The organism is Nonomuraea sp. NPDC003214 (genome assembly GCF_053590035.1).
On sequence record NZ_JBSFSX010000007.1, the window covers coordinates 409,481 to 432,777 of the forward strand.

A 23,297-nucleotide genomic window follows, 5' to 3' on the forward strand; every position below is an offset into this window, starting at 1 on the left:
CCACTGGTGGCGCCCGGCGACGAAAACCGGGCACCCGCGCGCTTCCTCCCATCCGGACTTTCACCGTCGGTCCCGGAATTTCACCGGGTCAACCGGCCGATGGCATCGGCCGGGTCGCGGACTGTCACCGCCGGTTCGGACTTTCACCGACCCCGGAGCACGCTAGCTCTGTTCACCTACCAGTTTGCCATGCCCGAAAAGCGACATGCGACCCCTACTCCGCCTGACGTCACGCGGCGGTGAGACGGCGGGCGCGCTTGGCGTCCGGGGCGTAGCGGACCCTGGCCGGGACGAGGCCGAGCCCGGTGTGCAGGGCGCGCAGGGTGGCGGTGGCCCACAGGTCGCCGACCGGCGTGGCGGGCAGGCCGTACAGCCGCCTGGCCCAGCGCGGCAGCGTGGCGAAGGCCAGGAACGTCACGGCGGGCAGCACCGGGCGCAGCGCGGTGAGCGGCGGGGGCAGCGGCGTGCGCAGCGAGAGCCCGAGCGGGTGGGCGGCCTCGGGCACGAACCTGAGGCCGGGCCGCCGCTCGTCGATGTAGGCGTTCAGCTCGGCGACCGTGCCGGGGACGGTGTCCGGGTCCAGGCCGACGACCTCGGCGGCGCGCCGCCACTCGGCCACGAACGTGTCGGCATCGGCGTCGGTCAGGCGCACCCCGGCCCGGCGGGCGACCGACAGGTAGGAGTCGACCTCGCCGACGTGCACCCAGCGCAGCCCCTCGGGCTCGTCGAGGCGGTAGCGGACGCCGGCGTCGGGGTCGTAGGCGTCCAGCCGGGCGTGGATGCCGCGCACCCGGCGTCCGGCCCGCTCGACCTCCGCGCGGGTGCCGTACGTGCGCACGCGGACGAACTCGGTCGTGCGCGCGAAGCGCGCCCACGCCTCGTCGGGGTCCATGAGGGCGGAGTTCTGCAGCACGCCGCGCATCGTGCGCGGGTGCAGGCCCTGCATGAGCAGCGCGCGGAATCCGCCGACCAGCAGGATCGGCTCCCCCATGACCCGCCACGTCACGGATCCGGGGCCGAACAGTCCGTGATCCTCCATAAGCAACTGCTTACCCACCAGATGCCGACATGTCACAATGTTTTCAAGATTGTGTCGCAAATCCGTGATTACGCAGCGAAATCTCTGCAGGTCATTGCGCTGCGCAAGGATCCCTGAGAACGTGCTCGATGGCCCGGAATTTCCGGAATCTTGTACGTGCATGGGGAGCCCCGACCAGATGACGACACCGACGTCCACAGAAGACGCGATCGACGCGACGTCCGTGACCGAGACTTCCGGTGCCGTTGGCCGTTCACCCGGCCAGCTCATGTGGATGCGCTTCAAGCGCGACCGCACCGGCGTCATCTCGGCGATCATCGTGATCTTCTTCTTCCTGGTCGCCCTGCTGGCCCCCGTGATCTCGATGGTCTACGGCAAGGACCCGTACACGCTGTACGGCCAGGACATGCCGGGACTGCTCAACGACTACGGCTACCCGATCCAGCCGAACGGCGGCATCAGCTCCGAGTTCTGGTTCGGCCTCGAACCCAGCCTCGGCCGCGACGTGTTCATGCAGCTCGTGTACGGCATCCGCACCTCGCTCGGGATCGCCGTGGCCGCCACGCTCATCACCACCACGCTCGGCATCGTCGTCGGCATCGTGGCCGGCTACGCGGGCGGCAAGACCGACTACTTCGTCGGCCGCCTCATCGACCTCACGCTGTCGTTCCCGCAGACCATCTTCATCATCGCGTTCACCCCCGTGGTGGAGAGCCTGCTGGTCCCGGCGGACGAGGAGACCCCGGTGTGGCTGCGGGCGGTGACGCTCACCATCATGCTCTCGGCGTTCGGCTGGGCCGGCCTGGCCCGGCTGCTGCGCGGCTACGTGCTGTCGATGCGTGAGCGCGAGTACGTGGAGGCGGCCAGGGTGACCGGCGCCTCCCCCGGCCGCATCGTGTTCAAGGAGCTGCTGCCCAACCTGTGGACGCCGATCCTCATCCAGTCGACCCTCCTGCTCCCGGCCATGGTGACGGCGGAGGCGGGCCTGTCGTTCCTGGGCGTCGGCATGGGCGAGCTCGTCCCCGACTGGGGCCGCATGTTCCTGCGGGCCACGCAGGTGTACCAGAACGACATCACGTACCTCATCTTCCCCGGCGTCGCCCTGTTGATCTTCGTGGTCGCCTTCAACCTGCTCGGCGACTCCGTCCGCGACGCCTTCGACCCCAAGATCAAGCGTTAGAGGAGAGAAATGAACTACCGTAGACGGTCGGCTCTCGCGGTGCTCGCCGCCGCGACGCTGACCCTGGTCGGCGCCTGCGCGCCGGGGAACCAGGGCGCCCCGGCGGGCGCGCCCACCGCCGGTTCCTCGGCCCCGGCGCAGGAGCCGTACAAGCCCGCGGTGATCACCCTCGGCACCGCCGAGGACTCCAAGGGCCCGGCCATCGCCCCCGAGGGCGTCGTCAAGGGCGGCACCGTCACGATGATCGACCGTGACGACTTCGCCCACCTCGACCCCGCGCAGAGCTACGTCAACACGGCCACCAACTTCGGCCTGCTCATCCACCGCGGCCTCACCGGCTACAAGCGCGTGGCCAAGGGCGAGTACAAGCTCGTGGGCGACCTCGCCACCGACGCCGGCCAGGTCTCCGACGGCGGCAAGACGTGGACCTTCACCCTCAAGGACGGGGTGAAGTGGCAGGACGGCAGCGCGATCACCTCCGCCGACGTGCGGTGGACGATCGAGCGCATGTTCGCCGACTACGTCACCTTCGGCCCCAGCTACATCCAGCAGTGGCTGACCCAGGACGACTATAAGAAGGCCTACTCCGGCCCGTACGACGGCAAGCAGCTCGAGAACATCGAGACGCCGGACGACAAGACGATCGTCTTCAAGTTCAAGGCGCCGCACGCCGACGCCAACTACGCCTTCGCCATGGGCGGCTACGCCATCGTGCCCAAGGCCAAGGACACCAAGGAGAAGTACGACAAGGAGCCCTTCTCCTCCGGCCCGTACATCATCAAGTCGCACGTCGTCGACAAGTCGATGGAGCTGGCCCGCAACCCGCACTGGGACCCGGCCACCGACCCGATCCGCGGCGCGTACCCGGACGTGTGGAAGCTCGAGTTCGGCCAGGAGGCCCTGCAGATCACCGACCGGTTCATCGCCGACGTCGGTCCTGACCAGCAGGCGTTCACCTTCTACGCGGCCGTCCCGCCGGAGCGGCTCCAGCAGGTGCTGAACGACGCGAGCCTGGCCGACCGCCGCATGGTCAGCCCCTCGCCGTACGGCAACTACTACTACTTCAACCTCGACCGGGTGAAGGACCAGAAGCTGCGTCAGGCCGTCAACTACGCCTGGCCGTCCAAGCAGATCCAGCAGACCATCGGCGGCCCGCAGGCCGCGGCTCTGCCGACGACCATCCTGAACGAGAACACCACGGTCGGTTACAAGCCGTACGACCTGTTCGGCAAGACCACCAAGCCCGAGGGTGACATCGAGAAGGCCAAGCAGCTCATCGCCGAGTCGGACAACCCGAACCCGACGATCGTCTACGCCTACAACCAGACCCCGGTCCAGGAGCAGGTCACCGTCGTGATCAAGAACGCCCTGGAGAAGGCCGGCATCAAGGTCGTGGCCAAGCCGCTGGACCGCAAGACGTACTACGACTCGATCAGCCAGACCAAGAACGAGTTCGACCTGTACTGGGGCGGCTGGGGCGCCGACTGGCCGTCCGGCTCGACCGTCATGCCGATCATCTTCGGCCCGGTCTCCGACGGCGGCCAGAACATGTCGCACCTGAACACGCCGGAGCTCACGGCGAAGATGAAGGAGATCTCCGAGAACCCCGACATCGACGCGGCCAACGCCGCGTGGATGGCGCTCGACAAGGAGATCCAGGAGAAGTACACGCCGCTGGTCGTGGCCGAGAACCGGATCGCCACCACGCTCCACGGCTCCAAGGTGGGCGGCGCCGAGATCGACCCGCAGATGTGGATCGTCTCGCCGAACACCATCTTCGTGAAGCCGTAGCGACACCGCTCCGGGCGCCCGACCGGGCGCCCGGAGCACCCTCTTGGAGATCATCCCGTGCTTCGATTCCTCACCCGCCGCGTACTGGGCGCGCTGGTCATCCTGCTGATCATCTCAGCGGTGACCTTCTTCCTGTTCTACGCGATCCCCGCCGACCCGGCCCGGCTGGCCTGCGGCAAGGTCTGCCCGCCCGAGACGCTTGAGCAGGCCCGGCAGAACCTCGGCATCGACAAGCCGCTCATGGTCCAGTTCGTCAGCTGGCTCGCGGGCATCTTCGTCGGCCGCGACTACGGGGGCCTCGGTCACTGCCCGGCTCCCTGCCTGGGCTTCTCGTTCGTCAACCGCGCCCCGGTGTTCGAGACGATCATCGACCGGATGCCCGTCACGATCGCGCTGACCATCGGCGCCGCGGTGATCTTCCTGATCTTCGGCGTGGCCACCGGCATCGTCGCCGCGCTGCGTCAGGGCAAGCCCCTCGACAAGATCGCCAGCGTCTCGTCGCTGATCGGCGCCTCGGTGCAGATCTACTTCGTCGGCACCCTGGCCATGTACTTCTTCGTCTACCAGATGCAGGTCTTCCGGCAGCCGAAGTACATACCGATCACCGAGGACCCCGTCGGCTGGTTCAGCGGCCTGCTGCTGCCCTGGCTGGTGCTCGCGCTCATCTTCACCGCGAACTACACCAGGATCACCCGCTCCACCATGGTGGAGAACCTGAACGAGGACTACGTGCGCACCGCCCGCGCCAAGGGCATGTCGGGCCGCAGCGTGGTGCTGCGCTTCGCCCTGCGCGGCGCGCTGACGCCCGTGATCACGATCTTCGGCGTCGACCTCGGCACGCTCATCGGCGGCGCGATCATCACCGAGACCACGTTCGGCCTCCAGGGCATCGGCCGCCTCGCCGTCCGCGCCGTGGACTACTCCGACCTGCCGACGCTGATGGCCACGGTCCTGCTCGCGGCGGGTGCGATCGTGGTGATGAACGTGATCGTGGACTCCCTGTACGCCGTCATCGACCCCCGCGTGAGGCTGAGCTGATGTTTCTCGAAGTCAACGACCTCACCGTCGACTTCCACACCGAGGACGGCGTCGTGCACGCCGTCGACGGGCTGTCGTTCGAGGTCGACCGGGGCAGCACCCTCGGCATCGTGGGCGAGTCCGGCTCGGGCAAGTCGGTGACGAACCTGGCCATCCTCGGCCTGCACAACCCGGACACCGCCAAGCTCTCGGGCAGCATCAAGCTCGACGGCCGCGAACTGATCGGCGCGCCGCAGCGCGAGCTGGAGAAGCTCCGCGGCAACAAGATGGCGATGATCTTCCAGGACCCGCTGACCTCGCTGTCGCCGTTCCACACGGTCGGCCAGCAGATCGCCGAGGTCTACCGCAAGCACAAGGGCGTCTCCAAGTCGGTGGCGCGCGACCGGGCCATCGAGATGCTCGACCGGGTCGGCATCCCGCAGCCCAAGATCCGCGTCGACGAGTATCCGCACCAGTTCTCCGGCGGCATGCGCCAGCGCGCCATGATCGCCATGGCGCTGGTGTGCGACCCCGGCCTGCTCATCGCCGACGAGCCGACCACCGCGCTGGACGTGACCGTCCAGGCGCAGATCCTCGACCTGCTGCGCGACCTCCAGGAGCAGACCGGCACCGCGATCATCATGATCACGCACGACCTCGGCGTGGTGGCCAGCACCGCGCACGACGTGCTCGTCATGTACGCCGGCCGCGCCGTCGAGCGGGGCACCAAGCAGGAGGTGCTGCGCGAGACCCGCCACCCCTACACGTGGGGGCTGCTCGGCTCGATGCCCAGCCTGACCCACCCGGTGGACGTGCCGCTCGAACCCGTGCGCGGCACCCCGCCCAGCCTGATCAACGTCCCGCCCGGCTGCCCGTTCCACCCGCGCTGCGACTATGCGAAGCTGCTCGGGCCGGGCGTGTGCACGGGTGAGCGGCCCGAGCTGTCGCCGCACCGCGGCCACGGCGACGCCTGCTATCTGCCGATCAAGCAGAAGGCCGAACTCAGGAGACTACCCGGTAAGGAGGCGTCGTGACGGAGAAGTTGCTGGAGCTGTCCGGCGTGGTGAAGCACTTCCCCGTCAGAGGCGGCTCGCTGATCAAGCGGCAGATCGGCGCGGTCCACGCGGTGGACGGCATCGACCTGACCGTGCACGAGGGTGAGACGCTCGGCCTGGTGGGCGAGTCCGGCTGCGGCAAGTCCACCACCGGGCGGCTGGCCGCCCGGCTGCTGGAGCCGACCGGCGGCACCATCAGCTACCGGGGCCGGGACATCAGCCACGCCAACCGGCGCGAGCTCAAGCCGATCAGGTCCGAGATCCAGATGATCTTCCAGGACCCCTACTCGTCGCTGAACCCGCGGCACACGGTCGGCTCGATCATCCGCGGCCCGATGGACATCAACGACATCAACCCGGAGGGCGGCCGCGAGGCCAAGGCCCGGGAGCTGCTGGAGATCGTCGGGCTCAACCCCGAGCACTACAACCGCTTCCCGCACGAGTTCTCCGGCGGCCAGCGCCAGCGCATCGGCGTGGCCCGCGCGCTCGCGCTCAACCCCAAGCTGATCATCGCCGACGAGCCGGTCTCCGCGCTGGACGTCTCGATCCAGGCGCAGGTCATCAACCTGCTGCAGCAGCTCCAGCGCGACCTGGGCATCGCGTTCCTGTTCATCGCGCACGACCTGGCCGTGGTGCGGCACTTCTCGCAGCGGGTCGCCGTGATGTACCTGGGCAAGGTGGTGGAGATCGCCGACCGCGACTCCCTCTACGAGCGCCCCCGCCACCCCTACACGCACGCCCTGCTGTCGGCCGTGCCGGAGGCCGACCTCGGGGCGCCGCCGCGCGAGCGCATCCGCCTGGCGGGCGACGTGCCCTCCCCCATCAACCCGCCGACGGGCTGCCGCTTCCGCACCCGCTGCTGGAAGGCGCAGGACAAGTGCGCCACGGAGGAGCCGCCGCTGGTGCAGCTGTCGGGCAACCGCGACGGCCACCTGACCGCCTGCCACTTCCCCGAGGAGCCCGGCGTCCGCGGCGAGGACATCGTCCTCGACCCGGCCCTCCAGGCCTGACACCCGCTGATCGACGGCCGGGCGGCACACTGCGTGCCGCCCGGCCGTCGGCGTCTGGCGGTCCTACGAGGCGGCGCCCGCCGCCAGCGAACGCAGGGAGTCGACGGCCGCGACCCGGTCGGCGGAGCCGTAGACGGCGTTGCCCGCCACGAACACGTCGGCGCCCGCCTCCGCGCACCGCTCGATCGTGCTCTCGGACACACCGCCGTCGACCTGCAGCCACACCTGCCCGCCGTGCCGCTCGATGATCGACCGCGCCCGCCGCACCTTCGGCAGCACCATGTCGAGGAACTTCTGCCCGCCGAACCCCGGCTCCACCGTCATCAGCAGCAGCATGTCGACCTCGCCGACGAGATCCTCGTACGGCTCCACCGCCGTGGCCGGGTTGAGCGCCAGCCCCGCGCGGGCGCCGAGCGAGCGGATCTCCCGCAGCGTCCGCACCGGCGCCGAGGACGCCTCCGCGTGGATGGTCACGCTCCCCGCCCCCGCCTCGGCGTAGCCGGGGGCCCACCGATCGGGGTCCTCGATCATGAGATGGCAGTCGAGCGGCAGCGAGGTCGCCTTGAGCAGCGACTCGACCACGGGCAGCCCGAGGGTCAGGTTGGGCACGAAGTGGTTGTCCATGACATCCACGTGCAGCCAGTCGGCGTTCGGCACGGCGGCCGCCTCGTCGGCGAGCCGGGCGAAGTCGGCGGACAGGATGCTGGGCGAGATCTGTACGGCCATGATGGTCAGAGTCTAGCCACGCCCCGCCTGGCCGGACCGCCCGCCCCGCGCCCGGCGGGGCGGCTCACCCCGCCCGGCGCAGCAGCGCCAGGAACATCGCGTCGGTGCCGTGCCGGTGCGGCCAGAACTGCGCGTACGGCCCGTCGCCGAGCCCGCCCACCTCCGGCAGGTAGGCGCGCGCGTCGAGCGTCTCCACGTCGTCCCTGCCGCCTGCGACGTCGCCCACGACCACCCGCGTCTCCGCCAGGTGCGGCGAGCACGTCACGTACGCGACGACCCCGCCGGGACGCACCGCGTCGAGCGCGGTGCCCAGCAGCCGCCGCTGCAGCCTGCCCAGCTCCGCGATGCTCGCCGGGTCGCGCCGCCACCGCGCCTCCGGGCGGCGCCGCAGCGCGCCGAGCCCCGTGCAGGGCGCGTCGAGCATCACCCGGTCGAACACCCCGGGCCGCCACGCCGGCTCGGTGCCGTCAGCGGTGATCACCGCGGCGTCCCTGGTCGTCTCCCAGACGAGCCGGGCCCGGTGATACTGCACGTCACCGGCCAGCAGCCGGGCCCCGCCCGGATGCGGCATCACCGCGCCGCCGGCCTCGGTGCCTTCGACGTCGCCGTGACGGGCGATCGCGTCGAGCAGGCCCGCCTTGCCGCCCGGCCCGGCGCACAGGTCGAGCCACAGCTCCTCGCCGCCGTCGAGCGGCACCCGCGTGAGGGCCAGCGCGACGAGCTGGCTCGCCTCGTCCTGCACCGCCGCCCGCGTGTCGTGGACGGCCTCGATCCGGCCCGGGTCGCCCTCGGGCAGGTAGGCGGCGTAGGGCGAGTAGCGGCCCGGCTCGGCCCCCGACTCCCGCAGCTCCTCGACCGAGCTGCGGCCCGGCCTGGCCACCAGCGTCACCAGCGGCCGCGCGTTGTCGGCCTCGAGCAGGTCGGCGGTCTCGTGCGCGGCGGGGCCGAGCGCGTCACGGAACGCGCTGACGATCCACCGGGGATGGCTGTGCGCCACGGCCAGGTGCCCGGCCGGGTCGTCACCGGCGTCGGGCGCCACGATCGGCACCCACTCCTCCAGCGACCTGGACGCGATCTTGCGCGCGACGGCGTTGGCGAACTTGGCCGCCCCCGGGCCGACGCGCAGCCGTACGAGATCGACGGTGGTGCCGACGGCCGCGTGCGGCGGGACGCGCATCTTCAGCAGCTGGTGCGCGCCGAGCCGCAGCGCGTCACGCACCTCCGGGTCGGGCGCGCGGTCGCTGCACACCTCGATGATCGCGTCGTACGTGCCGAGGCCGCGCAGCGTGCCGTAGGCCAGCTCGGTGGCCAGCGCCGCGTCGCGCCCGCCGATGCCGCGCTCGCGCAGCATGCGGGGCAGCAGCAGGTTGGCGTAGGAGTCGCGCTCGTCGACGGCGCGCAGCACGTCGTAGGCGGCGTTGCGCGCCTGGTCGCGCGGCGGCCGCCGCCCCCCGCCCCCGCCACGGCCGCCGTCGCGGCCGGTCGGCTGGCCGCCGCGGCTGTCGCCGTGCGGCCGGTTCCCCCGTGCTTTCATGCTTTCCGGCTTTCCCTCGCGGCGCGGCCGCGCGGGCCGGCCGGCGTGCTCACCCAAACCGCTCGCCGCTCTCCGGGCGGGTGCCGCGGGCCCACTCGCCCGCGCTCATCAGCCGCTTGCCCTGCGGCTGGACCTCGCCCAGCTCGACCGGGCCGGTGGCGGTGCCGACCAGCACCGTGTTCTTGCCCGCGACGAGGATCTCGCCGGGCGCGAGCCGCTCGGCGGCCTCGGCGAGCCGGACGGGGCCGAGCTTGACCCGCTGCCCGCGGAACTCGCTCCACGCCCCCGGGTTGGGGGTGCAGCCGCGGATGAGCCGGTCGGCGTGCAGGGCGGGCTTGGCCCAGTCGACCCGGGCGTCGGCCACGCTGATCTTGGGGGCGAGGGTCACCCCGTCGTGCGGCTGCGGGCGGGCCTCCAGGGTGCCGTCCTCGACGCCGTCGAGCGTCGCGGCCAGCAGCCCGGCCCCGGACACCGACAGCCGCTCCAGCAGCGCACCGCTGGTGTCGCCGGCGCGGATCTCCTCGGTGACGACACCGTAGACGGGCCCGGCGTCGAGCTCCTTGACGATCCGGAACGTGGTCGCGCCGGTGATCTCGTCGCCGTGCAGGACGGCGTGCTGCACGGGGGCGGCGCCGCGCCACGCGGGCAGGATCGAGAAGTGCAGGTTGATCCAGCCGTGGCGGGGCACGTCGAGCGCCGACTGGGGCAGCAGCGCGCCGTAGGCGACGACGGGGCAGCAGTCGGGCTCCAGCTCCCGCAGCCGCTCCAGGAACTCCGGGTCGCCGGCCTTGGCGGGCCGCAGCACCTCGATGCCCGCCTCCTCCGCCAGCTCGGCCACGGGCGACGGGTGGACCTTGCGGCCCCGGCCGGACTGGGCGTCGGGCCGGGTGACGACGGCGGCCACCTCGTGGCGGGGCGAGTCGATCAGGGTGCGCAGCGACGGCAGCGCAGTCTCGGGCGTGCCCGCGAAGACCAGGCGCATCGTCACAGCGCCTTTCCGCCGGTGGCGTGCGGGGAGAACTTGACCGTGGGCGCCGCCAGGCCGCTCCACTCGGCCTCGCGGATGGCCTTCATCGCGAGCTTGCGCTGCTTGGCGTCCATCCGGTCGATGAACAGGATGCCGTCGAGGTGGTCGGTCTCGTGCTGGAAGCAGCGCGCCATCAGGTCGGTGCCCTCCAGCGTGACCGGCTCGCCGTGCATGTTGAAGCCCCGGGCGACGGCGCGGATGGCGCGCGGCGTCGGGAACGACAGGCCGGGGAACGACAGGCAGCCCTCCTCGCCCTCCTCGTCCAGGTCGTCGGACAGGTCGAGGTCGGGGTTGATCAGGTGGCCGAGCTGGTCGTCGACGTAATAGGTGAACACGCGCAGGCCCACGCCGATCTGCGGCGCGGCCAGGCCGGCGCCCGGCGCGTCCATCATCGTGTCGGTGAGGTCCTTGACCAGCTTGCGGAGCTCCTTGTCGAAGTCGGTCACCGGCGCAGCCGGGGTGCGCAGCACCGGGTCTCCGAACAGCCGGATCGCCTGGATCGCCAAGGGGGTCACTCCGTTTCGTAGGTGGATCAGTCCATTTTAGTGTGCGCGAGGGAGCGCGCCTTCATCGCCGCTTTGCGCGCCGCCTTGACGACCGCCTGGTCGTCGTGCGCGCCGGCGAGCATGTCGAGGACGGCCACGGTGTCGGGGTGGCCGACGGCCGGCATCGCGGTGATGAGCTTGACCAGGTCCTCGCCCGGCTCCGGCGTGTCGAGCCGGCCGGCGACGGGCCCCGACATGTGCATGAGCGCGGCCAGCGAGTCGACCGCGATCCAGGTGTGGTCCTCGGGGCTGAGCGGCGGCGCCTGAAGGTCGCGGATGTGCAGCCAGGAGGCGGCGTAGCGGCGCATGAGCGGCAGGGCGAGCGCCTCGCGCATCGGGGCCTCGGCCTCGGGCCCGAGCTCCTCCAGGACGGCGCCCACCGCGCCGCGCCGGCCGGCGTCGCCCTCGGCGGCGATCGCGATGAGCTCGCGGGCGGCCTCCTCGGGCGGGCGGCGCTCCAGCCACCCGGCGACGGCGCTCTGCGTGGCCGAGCCCTTGACCAGGGCCTCGACCAGCTCGGCGGCCGACAGGTCGGCGAACACCTCGACCTCGGCGGCCGTGGGCGCGTCGTGGCCCTCGCGCAGCAGGTCGCGGCGGATCGCCCAGACGCCCAGCGGGGTGAGCGCGGTGCGCCCGGCCGACGTCTGCTCGACCAGACCGCAGTAGGACAGCAGCGACAGCGCCTCCAGCAGCTCGGCCGGGAGCGCCGCGGCGAGCCTGCGCATCTCCGCGTCGCCGGGCGCGCAGGCCACCTCGTGCGACTGCAGGATGCCCCGGGCCAGGTTGGCGATCGCGACGCCGGACCGTACGGAGTAGATCGTGGCGAGCATCTCGGCGAGGTGGCCGTCGACCACGGTGGAGCCGGTCAGGCCCTCGTCGGCGCGGTCGAGCACGTCCATGACGACGCCGTCCCAGAACTCCAGCGTCGCCTCCACCGTCAGCCGCGCCGGCAGCGGGCCGCGCGACGCCCGGCCGCGCGCGATGCGCAGCAGGCCGGTGTTGACCGCGACGATCCAGACCAGCCGCAGCCGCGACGGCTCCAGGCCGAGCGCGGCCACGGCCGCCGCCCGGTCGGCCTCCGGCAGCAGCCCGTCCGGCGACACCGGGCGCTCGCCCGTCCAGGTGGCGAGGCGGATGGCGTCGGCGACGAGCGGGACCGTCGGGACCACCCGCGCGAGCTCGGCGTCGCCGGCCAGCGTGACAGGCGGGAACGTGAGCGCCTCGTGCTGCGCGGGGGTCTTCTCCTGCGGCGGCCGTGGCGGCACGGCGGCCTGCTCATCGATCAGCTTGCGCAGCTCGGCGAGGTCGAAGACGTTGTTTGCCACCCACGAAACTTACTGCACAGGAGTCACAGAGGCGTACTCATCGGATGCCCCGGGAGCGCGCCTTGAACGCCGCCTTGCGGGCCGCCTTGGCCGCCGTGCCGTCGGGCAGCGAGCGTCCGAGCAGCTCCAGGACCTCGACGACGTCAGGGTGGTCGACCCGCCACATCTCCTCGATGAGGTGGGCCGGCGGGCCGGAGGCGGCGATGTTCTCGGCGAACATCTCGGGGTCGTCGGCGGCCGCCGGGGTCGCCAGCGCGAGCATGTCGACGCTGACCCACAGCAGCTCCTCCTGGCTGAGCGCCGGGGCGGGCAGGCCGCGCGCGGTGAGCCAGTGGATCGCGTGCGGGCGCAGCTCCTGGTCGTCGAGCCAGGGCCGCACCTCGCCGGCGGCCTCGGCGCCGAGCCGGTCCACGATCGTGACCGCGATCCCGCGCGCCACGGCGGGCGCGCCGGAGGCGGCGGCGAGCAGCTGGGCCGCGGCCTCGCCCGCCGGGCGGGCGGCCAGCCAGCGGCTGATGTCGTCCTCGGCCAGCTCGGTCGGCACGCCGTCGAGCAGCCCCTCGATGAGCCCCCGCGCGTCGGCCTCGGCCAGGTCGGGAGCCTGCGGCGCGTCGAGCCCGAGCGCGAGGTAGTGCTCGCGCAGCGCCCACACGGCGGCCGGGGTGAGCGCGACCGTGCCGTCCTCCAGGCGCAGCAGGCCGCACCAGGCCAGCCGCTCCAGCACGGCGGGCACGTCGACGGCGGTGTCCTCGGCCAGGTCGGCCAGGTAGTCGCCGGCCACGGCGGCGGGCGCGGGCGACTGGAGCCGGTAGAGCATGTCGAGCAGGTCGTAGAGCTCCTCGTCGACCTGCGGGTGGCCGGTGACCTGGCCGCCGGTGTCACGCTCGACGAGGTGGGCGACGACCGCCGCCCAGCGCGGCAGCGGCTCCCCCTCGGCCACCTCGCTCAGGTAGGGCGCCTCGCCCCGGTCGAGCGCGGCCAGCAGCGGGACGTCGCGCAGCTCCGCCTCCAGCGCCTCGGGCGAGGGCAGCCGGACGGCCGGCCTGGGCGTGCAGCCGGGGCAGTCGCAGGGTGCCTCCCCCAGGTCGGGCACCTCGCCCGACGGGATGGCGATCGACTGCTCCAGCGACTCCGGCCCGATCGAGCTGAACAGGCTCTTGGCCATGCCGAAGTTGGCGGTGTCGGCCAGCGCCCCCGGCATGCGGGTGGCGATGTCGCTCAGCCGCTCACGCATCAGCGCCGCCGTCTCACCGCTGACCGCGCCCGACTCCTGCAGGTAGTTGACCAGCGTGCGGGCGGCGGCCACCGTCTCCGGCGCGCTCTCCGGAGGCGCGATCACCTTGCGCGGGTAGATGGACAGCAACAGCTCGTCGAACGTGGCGGGGACGAAGTCGCCCAGCTCGTTGACGTTCAGGTAGTCGCTGGCGTAATCGCAGAGCAGGCGGATCTCGTCCGCGTCCACCTCGACGCCCCGCCCGCGCCCCCAAGCACGCAGATCGTCGATGGCCAGGTTCACCCATTCGATCGACACAGAGGGCACGCTAACGGCTGGCTTACAGATGAGCGAATCGGGGAAACAGCCTAAATCAGGTCGAGCGGGTCGACACTTACCCTCACGACATCTGGTGTCTTTCTGGCCGCGCGCACCCCACTGGCCCCTTTGAGCGCCGCGGCCAGCGCCGCACCGCTCCCGCGCGGCACCCGGATCATGGCGCGTTCCTGGCCCGAGTCGTCGATCGGCACCGGCCCGAGCACCTGCGCGTCGGCGGGCAGGCGCGCCTCGGCCACCATCTGCCGCACCGCCGCCGCCGTGCCCGTGAGCGTCGCCATCCGCACCGCGGGCGGGAACCCGAGCTCCACCCGCTCGGCCAGCTCCCGCTCGGCGTGCGTGACCGCGTCCCAGCGCAGCAGCGCCTGCACCGCCGGCAGCCCCGCGTCGGCCAGCACCACCAGCTCGCCGCGCGGGCGCAGCAGCGCGGCGGCGTTCATCCAGCGGCGCACCGCCTCCTCCCCCGCCCGCAGGTCCGCGCGGCCCAGCAGCGCCCACCCGTCGAGCAGCACCACCGCCGCGTAGCCGCCCTCGGCCACCGGCTCGGCCCCCGGCGTCGCCACGACCAGCGCCCGGCTCCCCGGCACGCTCGCCAGCACCCCGTCACGCCCCGACGTGCGCACCGGCACCGACGGGAAGGCCCGGCCCAGCTCCTCCGCCGTCCGCCGCGCGCCCACGACCACCGCCCGCAGCCTCGGGCTCCCGCAGTGCTCGCACTTCCACGCCGCGTCCACCCGTCCGCACCAGCGGCAGTACGGGGCCGCGTGCCCGCCCCTGAGCGCCAGCGGCCCACGGCACAGCCCGTCCCCCGCGCCCGCACGCCCCTCGCCCTCGTACGCCGCGCCCGCACGCCCCTCACCCCCGAACGCCGCGCCCGCACGCCCCTCACCCCCGAACGCCGCGCCCGCACGCCCCTCACCCTCGTACGCCGGACCCCCGGGCACGGCGAGCCGCATCGCCTCCCCCACGCCGGCCGCCCCTTCCGCGGCGTCATGGACCGGGGAGCCGGCTGTCCCGGACCCACCGGGCCCGCCCAGCACCCCCTGGCCCCGCGACACGAACCCTCCGGGGGCGCCCGCGTACGCCGCCGCGCCCGCGTGAGCCGCCGGCCCCGTCGAGGCCGGGAAGCCCGTGCGGGTCGGCGGGTGCGAGCAGCGGGCCGGGGCGCGGCAGTGGCGGCAGGCCAGCGCCGGCAGGTAGCCGCGCCTGGGCACCTGCACGAGGACGGGCCCGCTCTCCAGCCCCTGGCGCAGCGCCCGCCAGGCCACGCTGGGCAGCCGGGCCGCGCGCGCCGCCTGGTCCTTGGCCAGCTCGGCGTCCTCCCCCGCCGGGCGGACGTGCGGGGCGAGGCTCCTGATCGTCCGGCGGTCGGCCACGATCGGCCTGGCCCAGCGGGAGGCGAGCAACTGGGTGGCCTCGGCGGTGCGCGCGTAGGCGCCGATCAGCATCGCCGCGCCGGTCCGGTGCGCCCTCAGCCCCAGCACCTCCCGCGCGTGCGGGTACGGCGCGAGCCGCTCGGCGTGCAAGTCGTCGCCGTCGTCCCAGATCGCCACCAGCCCCAGCCGCTCCACGGGCGCGAACATCGCCGCCCGCGTCCCCACGACCGCCCGCACCTGCCCGCGCAGCACCGCCAGCCACCGCCGGTAGCGCTCGGCCGGGCCGAGGTCGGCGGTCAGCGCGACATGCCGCCCGGCGCCCAGCATCCGGCCCAGCTCGGCGTCGAGCAGCGCCACGTCCTTCCCGTCGGGCACGACCACGAGCGCGCCCCGGCCGCCGTCCAGCGTCGCCCGCACCGCCTCAGCGACGGGCCCCGCCCATCCCCGCGCCCCGGGCAGCGCCGACCACACCGCCCTGGGCGCCCTCCCGTGCCGCAACGCGTCCAGGAACGACGCCCCCATCGGGTACGCCCCCCACGCCCCACCGGGATCCCGGACCGCGCCTTCCCCCCGGCCACCGTCCTCACCGACCTGAACCCCGCCGACGATCCCCGCGCCGTCCCCCTGAGGCACGCCCTCACCGACCCGAGCCGCAACCGTCCCGTCCGGCGAGCCACCGCCCTGAAGGGAGGCACCGAGGCCGGGCCCGCCGACCTGGCGCGAGGCATGCTGAGCGGCCCCGGGGGTCGCCCCCTGCGGATCCTCGGGCGTGGCGGTCTCGGACGCCGGGGCCGTGGACGCCGCAGCCGAGGACGCCGGGTTCGCGGACGCCACAGCCGGGGACGCCGGGGCCTCGGGGGTCGGGGGCTCGGGGGTCGCCGCCTCGGGGCCTGGAGGCTCGGAGGTCGGGGTCTCCGCCGGCAGGGCCGCTGCCGCGGTCGGTGGCTGCCGTACGCGGTCCGCCGGGACGGAGGGGAGGTCAGGGGGCGTGGAGCGCTCCGCCGGGCCGGAGGGGGCCTTGGGGGGCTCCGCAGGGGCCGCGGCGGCCCGGGTGACCGTCTCCGTCCTGGCGTGGCGGGGCGGGACGGCCAGGCGCAGCACGTCGGCCAGGGTGCCCGCGTAGCGGTCGGCCACGGCCCTGGCGAGCCCGGCCACCTCGGGGGTGAGCACGCGCTCGGGCGAGACGACGCGTTCGAGGGGCGTCAGCCGCCCGGCGTGCTCGCTCTCGCCGGCCCGTTCCAGCAGGAACCCGTCGACGAGCTTGCCGGCGAACCGCACCCGCACCCGCACTCCCGGCTGGGCGCTCTCGTGCATCGAGGCGGGCACCAGGTAGTCGAACGGCCGGTCGAGGTGGGGCAGCGGGTTGTCCACGGCCACCCTGGCCACCGGCAGCTCCGGGGCGGGCACGACGGCGCCCTTCGCCGACGCCGCGGGCCGCACGGCGTCGAGCGGCAGGAGGGCGTCGTCGGAGGTCGTCACCCACTACGTCTACCAGACTCGGGCCCCGCCCCACGCCCGCCCGCGGACGCTCCCGCCACCGGCCGCGGAGAACGCCGCGGAAGGGCGTCCGCCACCGCAGGACACCCCGTCCACGAGGACCCGAGCAGCAGCGTACGGACGCCGCGCGGTCCTCAGAGGCGCCCGGCTCCATAAGCGTGACGGCGCCGCCCGGGACACGCGAAGATGCCGCACCCCCTCCTGGGGGCGCGGCATCGGCGGCGTCAGGTCAGAGGCCCGCGGCGGTGCGGAGCGCCTCGGCGCGGTCGGTGGACTCCCAGGAGAAGCCCTCGCGTCCGAAGTGCCCGTAGGCGGCGGTCTCGGAGTAAATAGGACGCAGCAGGTCGAGGTCGCGGATGATCGCGGCCGGGCGGAGGTCGAAGACCTCGAGCACGGCGGCCTGGATCTTCTCGACCGGCAGCTTCTCGGTGCCGAAGCACTCGACGAACAGGCCGACCGGCTGGGCCTTGCCGATGGCGTAGGCGACCTGGACCTCGCAGCGGTCGGCGAGGCCGGCCGCGACGACGTTCTTGGCGACCCAGCGCATGGCGTAGGCGGCCGAGCGGTCGACCTTGGACGGGTCCTTGCCCGAGAAGGCGCCGCCGCCGTGGCGGGCCATGCCGCCGTAGGTGTCGATGATGATCTTGCGGCCGGTGAGGCCGGCGTCGCCCATGGGGCCGCCGATCTCGAAGCGCCCGGTCGGGTTGACGAGCAGGCGGTAGCCCTCGGTCTCGATCTCGAGGCCGGCGAGCACGGGGTCGACCACGTGCTCCTTGATGTCGGGGGTCAGCATCTCCTTGAGGTCGATCTCGGCGGCGTGCTGCGTGGAGACGACCACGGTGTCGAGGCGGACCGGGCGGTCGCCGTCGTACTCGATGGTGACCTGGGTCTTGCCGTCGGGGCGCAGGTAGGGCACGGTGCCGGACTTGCGGACCTCGGACAGGCGCTGGGCGAGGCGGTGGGCGAGCGTGATGGGCAGCGGCATCAGCTCGGGGGTCTCGCGGCAGGCGTAGCCGAACATGAGGCCCTGGTCGCCGGCGCCCTGGCGGTCGAGCTCGTCGGCGTCGCCGCCGACGCGGTGCTCGTAGGCGTCGTCGACGCCCTGGGCGATGTCGGGCGACTGCGCGCCGATGGACACCGACACGCCGCACGAGGCGCCGTCGAAGCCCTTGTGGGAGGCGTCGTAGCCGATCTCCAGGATCTTCTCCCGGATGACGCCGGGGATGTCGACGTAGGTCTCGGTCGTGACCTCGCCTGCGACGTGAACCTGGCCGGTAGTGATCATCGTCTCGACGGCGACCCGGCTCCGCGGGTCGTCCTTGAGCATGGTGTCGAGAATCGCGTCACTGATCTGGTCGGCGATCTTGTCCGGGTGGCCCTCGGTGACCGACTCGGAGGTGAACAGGCGACGTGACAACTCAGTGGCTCCTCATGCAGCGGCTGCTGACGGCTGGGGACTCGGGGTGCTGGGCACACCTGAGCCTCGCCGAAGTCTAGCCCTACCTGGCGTCAGGTAGCGAAACCCGCCCCGCGATCCGGCACTCTGGAAGGAGGGCGGGGCCGATCGGGGCACGTTCAGAGATGGGGCAGGGGGTCGAGCGGCAGCGTCTCCGGCGCGAACACCTCGGCGTCGGCGGCGGCGACCACGGCCGCGTACTCGTCGTCGAACTCGAAGAGCATGTCGCCGAGCTCGATGACCGGTGACGGGCCGTGACGGATGGGCCCGAGCCGCGTGTTGCGCGGGAACGTGGCGTGCACCGAGACCGGGCGGTCGCTCCTGAGCATCCGGGTGGCGAGCACCGAGACGGCCAGGTCGGTGACGACGACGAGGAAGTTGGCGGCCCCCGGCGGCCCGACGGACAGCGCCGGGAAGACGTAGCGGATCGCGCCACGATGGCCGAGAACCGTCCTGCATCGGTCCCTGACAGCAGCACTTATTGGCATCCCGTCCCCCTTTGGCCCAGTATCCGTAGCTATAGGGAGATCCCGCAACAGGTGATCAGGTAATCCATCCGAGCGGTTAGCTGCCCGTACGGGATTCAGGACAGGCGGGCGGCGACGGCGTCCCAGACGGCGTCGGCCACGTCCTCCTTGGGGCCCCGGGGCACCTCGACGGGGTCGCCGCCGGCGACGAGCACGGTGGCGGCGTTGTCGGGCGTGCCGAAGGCCAGGTGCTCGCCGACCTGGTTGACGACCAGCAGGTCGCAGCCCTTGCGGGCGAGCTTGGCCTGCCCGTTGGCGAGCACGTCGTGGGTCTCGGCCGCGAAGCCGACGATCACCTTCGGGTACGCGCCGCGCTCGCGGCCCAGCTCGGCCAGGATGTCGGGGTTCTTCACCAGCCGGATCGGGTCGGGCTCGCCGTCGGTCTTCTTGATCTTCACGTCCTGCCGGTCGGCGGGCCGGAAGTCGGCGACGGCGGCGGCCATGACCACCACGTCGGCGGAGGCGGCGGCGGCCAGGACGGCCTCCCGCAGCTCGGCGGTGGTCTCCACCCGCACCACGGCGGCACCGGCCGGGTCGGGCAGCGCGACGTTGGCGGCCACCACGGTCACCTCGGCGCCCCGGGCGGCGGCGGTGCGGGCCAGCGCGTAACCCTGGAGGCCGGAGGAGCGGTTGCCGATGAAGCGGACCGGGTCGAGGGCCTCGCGGGTGCCCCCGGCGGAGACGACGACCTTGCGCCCGGCCAGGTCGCGCGGCGCGCCGCGCAGCACGCGCAGGCACACCTGGAAGATCTCGGCGGGGTCGGGCAGGCGGCCGGGCCCGGTGTCGGCGCCGGTGAGCCGGCCGACGGCCGGGTCGATCACGATCGCGCCCCGCTCGCGCAGGGTGGCGACGTTGGCGCGGGTGGCCGGGTGCTGCCACATCTCGGTGTGCATCGCGGGCGCGAACACCACCGGGCAGCGCGCGGTCAGCAGCGTGTTGGTGAGCAGGTCGCCGGCCAGCCCGTGGGCGGCCTTGGCGAGCAGGTCGGCCGTGGCGGGGGCGACCACGACGAGGTCGGCCGCCTGGCCGATGCGCACGTGGGGCACCTCGTGGACGCTCTCCCACACGTCGGTCGTCACCGGGTTGCCCGACAGGGCGGCCCAGGTGGGCTCGCCCACGAACCGCAGGGCGTCACGGGTGGGGACCACCCGGACCTCGTGCCCCGACTCGGTGAACAGGCGCAGCAGCTCGCACGCCTTGTACGCGGCGATGCCGCCGGCGACGCCCAGGACGACCTTCATCGAGCGGTCAGGCCGCGCCTTCGATGGGCTCGGCGTTGAGCAGGCCCTCGGAGACCTCGCGCAGCGCGATGGACAGCGGCTTCTCCTGGGCGTGCGTCTCGACGAGCGGGCCGACGTACTCCAGCAGGCCCTCGCCGAGCTGGGAGTAGTAGGCGTTGATCTGGCGGGCCCGCTTGGCGCCCATGATCACCAGAGAGTACTTGCTGTCGACGATGTCGAGCAGCGCGTCGATCGGAGGGTTGGTGATGCCCTCGGCGACCGGGGCGACTCCTGCCACGATTGTCAGACCTCTCGCTTGGTGGTTGTGATGACCCCCTGAGGGTCGGTCATCAAGGCTATCAGCCGGTGGCACACGTCTTTGACATCCGTGTTCACCAGCGTGAGGTCGAACTCCTCCTCGGCCGCCATCTCGACCCGGCCGGCCGCCAGCCGCCTGGCGATGACGTCCTCGGGCTCGGTGCCCCGGCCGCGCAGCCGCTTCTCCAGCTCCTCCCACGTGGGCGGGGCCAGGAAGACCAGCAGCGACTCCGGCATGCTGCGCCGCACCTGCCGGGCGCCCTCCAGGTCGATCTCCAGCAGGGTGGGCACGCCCGCCGCGAGCCTTTCGAGCACGGCCTGGCGCGGCGTGCCGTAGCGGTTGCCCGCGAACTCCGCCCACTCCAGCAGCTCTCCGGCCGCGACGAGCCGGTCGAACTCCTCGCCGTCGACGAAGAAGTAGTGCACCCCGTGCACCTCGCCGGGCCGGGGGCTTCTGGTGGTCACCGAGACCGACAGCCACACCTCGGGGTGTGCCCGCCGGAGCTCGGCGACGACCGTGGACTTGCCGACGCCTGACGGCCCTGACAGGACCGTCAGCCGCCTTTCGCGCGAGGGGAGGAAGCCGCCGACTCTTGCGCCCGCTCCGACTGCCTCGTGGGCCCTTACACTGCCGGACCAGGACCTGTCGGTCACTTCCTACCCCCCGTTGAACCAGCGTTTTCGTGTGGAACCGAGATTAGCTCTCGTTGCCACCGAACTCGCGCTCGAGGGAGGCCCTCTGGTTCGCGCCGAGACCCCGCACGCGGCGGGACTCGGCGATGGCGAGCCGCTCCATGAGCTGCTTGGCGCGGACCTTGCCCACGCCGGGGAGCGATTCCAACAGTGCCGACACCTTCATCTTGCCGATGACGTCGTCGGTCTGCCCATCCTTGAGCACCTCAGCCAGAGAAACCGCGCCATGCTTGAGCCGGTTCTTGACCTCGGCACGCTCTTTACGGGCCTTGGCAGCCTTCTCCAGGGCTGCGGCGCGCTGCTCAGGGGTCAGGGGAGGAAGAGCCACGCCGGGTCACCTCGAATTTCTGTCGATGTACTCGGACGGGAAGGGAAACTAGCTGGTCATCGCCCCCTAAGCAACGTCAAGAGCGGTTTCTCTCGCCACAAAGTCGACTTCATCACTTTGGGTGATGGTAAAATCACTTTCTGCTGATCAAATCGCCCTCACTTCCCGCTTCTCGGCCGTGCGCGCGGTGCTGCCCGGGGGCGCTACGATGATCACAACAGGGCGGGCGCACTGTGTCCGAAAGCCGGGTTGACCTGTGTCCGAAACCCGTGGGGGGCGTTTCGGGATCTTCCTCCGGCGTGCCCTCGCACGGGCGTCACGGCGACGCGGGGCGAGCCGTCCCGCGGAGGGTCCGGAGCCGGGCACTGACACGCGCCCGGCGCCCGGAGCGTCCGCGGCTGTCAGGAAGGGCCGGAGCGGCGCAGGGAGGCGGCGATGGCGGCGGCCGCCGCGCCCGGGTCCGGGGAGCCGGTGATCGGGCGGCCGATGACCAGGAGGTCGGCCCCGTCGGCGAGCGCCTGCTCGGGGGTCGCCACCCGGACCTGGTCCTGGGTGGCCGAGCCCGCGGGCCGGACGCCGGGGGTGATGAGCGTGACGCCCTCCCCCACCTCGGCGCGTACGGCGGCGACCTCGTGCGGGGAGCAGACCAGCGCGGTGGCGCCGGCCTCGACGGAGAGCGCGGCCAGGCGGCGGACGGCGTCGTCGGCGGGCCCGGCCAGCCCGATGCGGGCCAGGTCGTCCTCCGACAGGGAGGTCAGCACGGTGACGGCGGCGATCTGCGTGTGGGGGGCGGCCTCGACGGCGGCCCTGATCATGGCGGGCCCGCCGGCGGCGTGCACGGTGAGGATGGCGGGCCGCAGCCGGGAGACGGCCCTGGCGGCGCCCGAGACGGTGTTGGGGATGTCGTGGAGCTTGAGGTCGAGGAAGACCCGCACCCCGCTGGCCCCGCGCACGGAGGCGATCACGTCGGGCCCGTAGCGCATGTAGAGCTCCAGGCCCACCTTGACGGTGCTGACGTGCGGGGTCACCAGCCCGGCCCACCTGGCGGCGGTCTCCAGGTCGGGGGCGTCGAGGGCGACGGCTATGGGAGCGGGAGTCAAGGCGTGCTCTCCTCGGAGTCGACGAGCAGGTGCCGGGGCGCGCTGCCCGGCGGACGGTGGGCCAGGCCGACGGCGTCGGCCAGCCGCTGGAAGCCGCGCGCCCGGAGCAGGTCCTCGAGCTCGCGCTCGATGCGCAGGCACGCGTACGGGTCGTGGAACAGGGCGGTGCCGACGCCCACGGCGCAGGCGCCCGCCAGGATGAGCTGGAAGGCGTCCTGACCCGTCATGACGCCCCCGACGCCCACGATGGGGACGCCGGGCAGGGCGGCGTGCACCTGCCACACGCAGCGCACGGCCAGGGGCAGGACGGCGGGGCCGGACAGCCCGCCGGTGACGGCGGCCAGCGAGGGCCGCAGCGTCTCGGTGTCGATGGCCATGCCCAGCGGGTTGTTGATCATGGACAGGGCGTCGGCCCCGGCGTCGACGCTGGCGCGGGCGACGGCGACGATGTCGGCCACGTCGGGGGCCAGCTTGGCCACCACGGGCACGTCGTAGCGCATGATGGACCGGACCGAGGCGATCACCTCGGCGGCGGCGCTGCCCTCGCGGGCGAAGACGCGGCCCCGGTCCTCCATGTTGGGGCACGACAGGTTGACCTCCAGGGCGGTGACGCCGGGCGCGTCGGCCAGCCTGCGGGCCAGCTCCGAATACTCCGCCACGGTGCCGCCGCCGATGGAGACGATGGTCTTGATGCCGCGCTGGGCCAGCCAGGGCAGCTCGCGTTCGAGGAAGGCGTCGATGCCGGGCCCCTGGAGGCCGACGGCGTTGAGCATGCCGGAGGGCGTCTCGGCCATCCGGGGCGTGGGGCGGCCGGCGCGCGGCGCCATCGTGATCGAGCGCGTGGTGAGCGCGCCCAGCCGGTGCAGGTCGAAGAACTGGGCCAGCTCACGCCCGGAGGCGGCGCAGCCGGCGGCCGTGGTGACGGGGTTCGCCAGCTCCACATGCGCCAGGAACGTACGCATATCAACCGACATATCGTTACCC

The 23,297-nt window shown here is 72.8% G+C and carries 21 protein-coding genes and 1 riboswitch; of the genes, 5 read left to right on the forward strand and 16 right to left on the reverse strand.

Annotation, left to right across the window (positions count from 1 at the left end; all coding sequences use genetic code 11):
- Positions 1-34 precede the first annotated feature (34 nt).
- Positions 35-165: riboswitch (FMN riboswitch) on the reverse strand.
- Positions 166-229: 64 nt separating this feature from the next.
- The gene (locus ACWDXC_RS23920; protein WP_449985488.1) at positions 230-1,039 is read right to left on the reverse strand and encodes an oxygenase MpaB family protein; all 810 of its coding nucleotides are present in this window, start codon (positions 1,037-1,039) and stop codon (positions 230-232) included.
- A gap of 178 nt (positions 1,040-1,217) precedes the next feature.
- On the opposite strand from ACWDXC_RS23920, the gene ACWDXC_RS23925 reads away from it, so the two are divergent.
- From ACWDXC_RS23925 to ACWDXC_RS23945, 5 genes are read left to right on the forward strand one after another with little or no spacing between them, the layout of a single operon-like run.
- Positions 1,218-2,219, forward strand: a complete 1,002-nt coding sequence (locus ACWDXC_RS23925) for an ABC transporter permease (protein ID WP_219507254.1) — start codon at positions 1,218-1,220, stop codon at positions 2,217-2,219.
- Positions 2,220-2,228: 9 nt separating this feature from the next.
- A complete protein-coding gene (locus ACWDXC_RS23930; RefSeq protein ID WP_449985491.1) occupies positions 2,229-4,010 on the forward strand; it encodes an ABC transporter substrate-binding protein in 1,782 nt (593 codons plus the stop codon).
- Positions 4,011-4,067: 57 nt separating this feature from the next.
- Positions 4,068-5,048, forward strand: a complete 981-nt coding sequence (locus ACWDXC_RS23935; RefSeq protein WP_219507252.1) for an ABC transporter permease — start codon at positions 4,068-4,070, stop codon at positions 5,046-5,048.
- Positions 5,048-6,061: an ABC transporter ATP-binding protein gene (locus ACWDXC_RS23940; RefSeq protein ID WP_219507251.1), complete on the forward strand. Its 1,014-nt coding sequence runs from the start codon at positions 5,048-5,050 to the stop codon at positions 6,059-6,061. The genes ACWDXC_RS23935 and ACWDXC_RS23940 overlap by 1 nt, the downstream gene beginning before the upstream one ends.
- A complete protein-coding gene (locus ACWDXC_RS23945) occupies positions 6,058-7,092 on the forward strand; it encodes an ABC transporter ATP-binding protein (RefSeq protein WP_219507250.1) in 1,035 nt (344 codons plus the stop codon). Before ACWDXC_RS23940 ends, ACWDXC_RS23945 begins: the two co-directional genes overlap by 4 nt.
- A 63-nt stretch (positions 7,093-7,155) precedes the next feature.
- Here the strand turns inward: ACWDXC_RS23945 and rpe are convergent, their stop codons facing one another.
- The 15 genes from rpe to ACWDXC_RS24020 all read right to left on the reverse strand — a co-directional run bounded on the left by rpe (position 7,156) and on the right by ACWDXC_RS24020 (position 23,287).
- Entirely contained in the window at positions 7,156-7,818 is a 663-nt protein-coding gene (gene rpe, locus ACWDXC_RS23950; RefSeq protein ID WP_357586579.1) for a ribulose-phosphate 3-epimerase, read from the reverse strand.
- 64 nt (positions 7,819-7,882) lie between these two features.
- The gene (locus tag ACWDXC_RS23955) at positions 7,883-9,352 is read right to left on the reverse strand and encodes an RsmB/NOP family class I SAM-dependent RNA methyltransferase (protein WP_449985496.1); all 1,470 of its coding nucleotides are present in this window, start codon (positions 9,350-9,352) and stop codon (positions 7,883-7,885) included.
- A gap of 49 nt (positions 9,353-9,401) precedes the next feature.
- On the reverse strand, positions 9,402-10,334 hold the full coding sequence (fmt, locus tag ACWDXC_RS23960) for a methionyl-tRNA formyltransferase (protein ID WP_449985499.1): 933 nt from the start codon (positions 10,332-10,334) through the stop codon (positions 9,402-9,404).
- A gap of 2 nt (positions 10,335-10,336) precedes the next feature.
- Complete coding sequence (def, locus tag ACWDXC_RS23965; protein WP_219507245.1) at positions 10,337-10,885, reverse strand: peptide deformylase; 549 nt, start codon at positions 10,883-10,885, stop codon at positions 10,337-10,339.
- Between the two features lie 26 nt (positions 10,886-10,911).
- Positions 10,912-12,249, reverse strand: coding sequence for a hypothetical protein (locus ACWDXC_RS23970; RefSeq protein ID WP_364172336.1), 1,338 nt, complete (start codon positions 12,247-12,249; stop codon positions 10,912-10,914).
- A gap of 37 nt (positions 12,250-12,286) precedes the next feature.
- Positions 12,287-13,780, reverse strand: coding sequence for a hypothetical protein (locus ACWDXC_RS23975; protein WP_449985502.1), 1,494 nt, complete (start codon positions 13,778-13,780; stop codon positions 12,287-12,289).
- A gap of 50 nt (positions 13,781-13,830) precedes the next feature.
- A complete protein-coding gene (locus ACWDXC_RS23980; RefSeq protein ID WP_449985505.1) occupies positions 13,831-16,653 on the reverse strand; it encodes a primosomal protein N' in 2,823 nt (940 codons plus the stop codon).
- 247 nt (positions 16,654-16,900) lie between these two features.
- Positions 16,901-18,088: a methionine adenosyltransferase gene (gene metK / locus ACWDXC_RS23985; RefSeq protein WP_219507240.1), complete on the reverse strand. Its 1,188-nt coding sequence runs from the start codon at positions 18,086-18,088 to the stop codon at positions 16,901-16,903.
- A gap of 158 nt (positions 18,089-18,246) precedes the next feature.
- A complete protein-coding gene (locus ACWDXC_RS23990) occupies positions 18,247-18,615 on the reverse strand; it encodes a hypothetical protein (RefSeq protein ID WP_219507239.1) in 369 nt (122 codons plus the stop codon).
- Between the two features lie 95 nt (positions 18,616-18,710).
- Positions 18,711-19,895, reverse strand: a complete 1,185-nt coding sequence (gene coaBC, locus ACWDXC_RS23995; RefSeq protein WP_364172343.1) for a bifunctional phosphopantothenoylcysteine decarboxylase/phosphopantothenate--cysteine ligase CoaBC — start codon at positions 19,893-19,895, stop codon at positions 18,711-18,713.
- A 7-nt stretch (positions 19,896-19,902) separates the two neighbouring features.
- A complete protein-coding gene (rpoZ, locus tag ACWDXC_RS24000; RefSeq protein WP_219507237.1) occupies positions 19,903-20,172 on the reverse strand; it encodes a DNA-directed RNA polymerase subunit omega in 270 nt (89 codons plus the stop codon).
- 5 nt (positions 20,173-20,177) lie between these two features.
- The gene (gmk, locus tag ACWDXC_RS24005; RefSeq protein ID WP_246645243.1) at positions 20,178-20,750 is read right to left on the reverse strand and encodes a guanylate kinase; all 573 of its coding nucleotides are present in this window, start codon (positions 20,748-20,750) and stop codon (positions 20,178-20,180) included.
- 139 nt (positions 20,751-20,889) lie between these two features.
- On the reverse strand, positions 20,890-21,213 hold the full coding sequence (gene mihF, locus ACWDXC_RS24010) for an integration host factor, actinobacterial type (protein ID WP_020541698.1): 324 nt from the start codon (positions 21,211-21,213) through the stop codon (positions 20,890-20,892).
- A gap of 401 nt (positions 21,214-21,614) precedes the next feature.
- Positions 21,615-22,313, reverse strand: coding sequence for an orotidine-5'-phosphate decarboxylase (gene pyrF, locus ACWDXC_RS24015; RefSeq protein WP_219507235.1), 699 nt, complete (start codon positions 22,311-22,313; stop codon positions 21,615-21,617).
- A complete protein-coding gene (locus tag ACWDXC_RS24020; protein WP_219507234.1) occupies positions 22,310-23,287 on the reverse strand; it encodes a dihydroorotate dehydrogenase in 978 nt (325 codons plus the stop codon). Before ACWDXC_RS24020 ends, pyrF begins: the two co-directional genes overlap by 4 nt.
- Positions 23,288-23,297 lie beyond the last annotated feature (10 nt).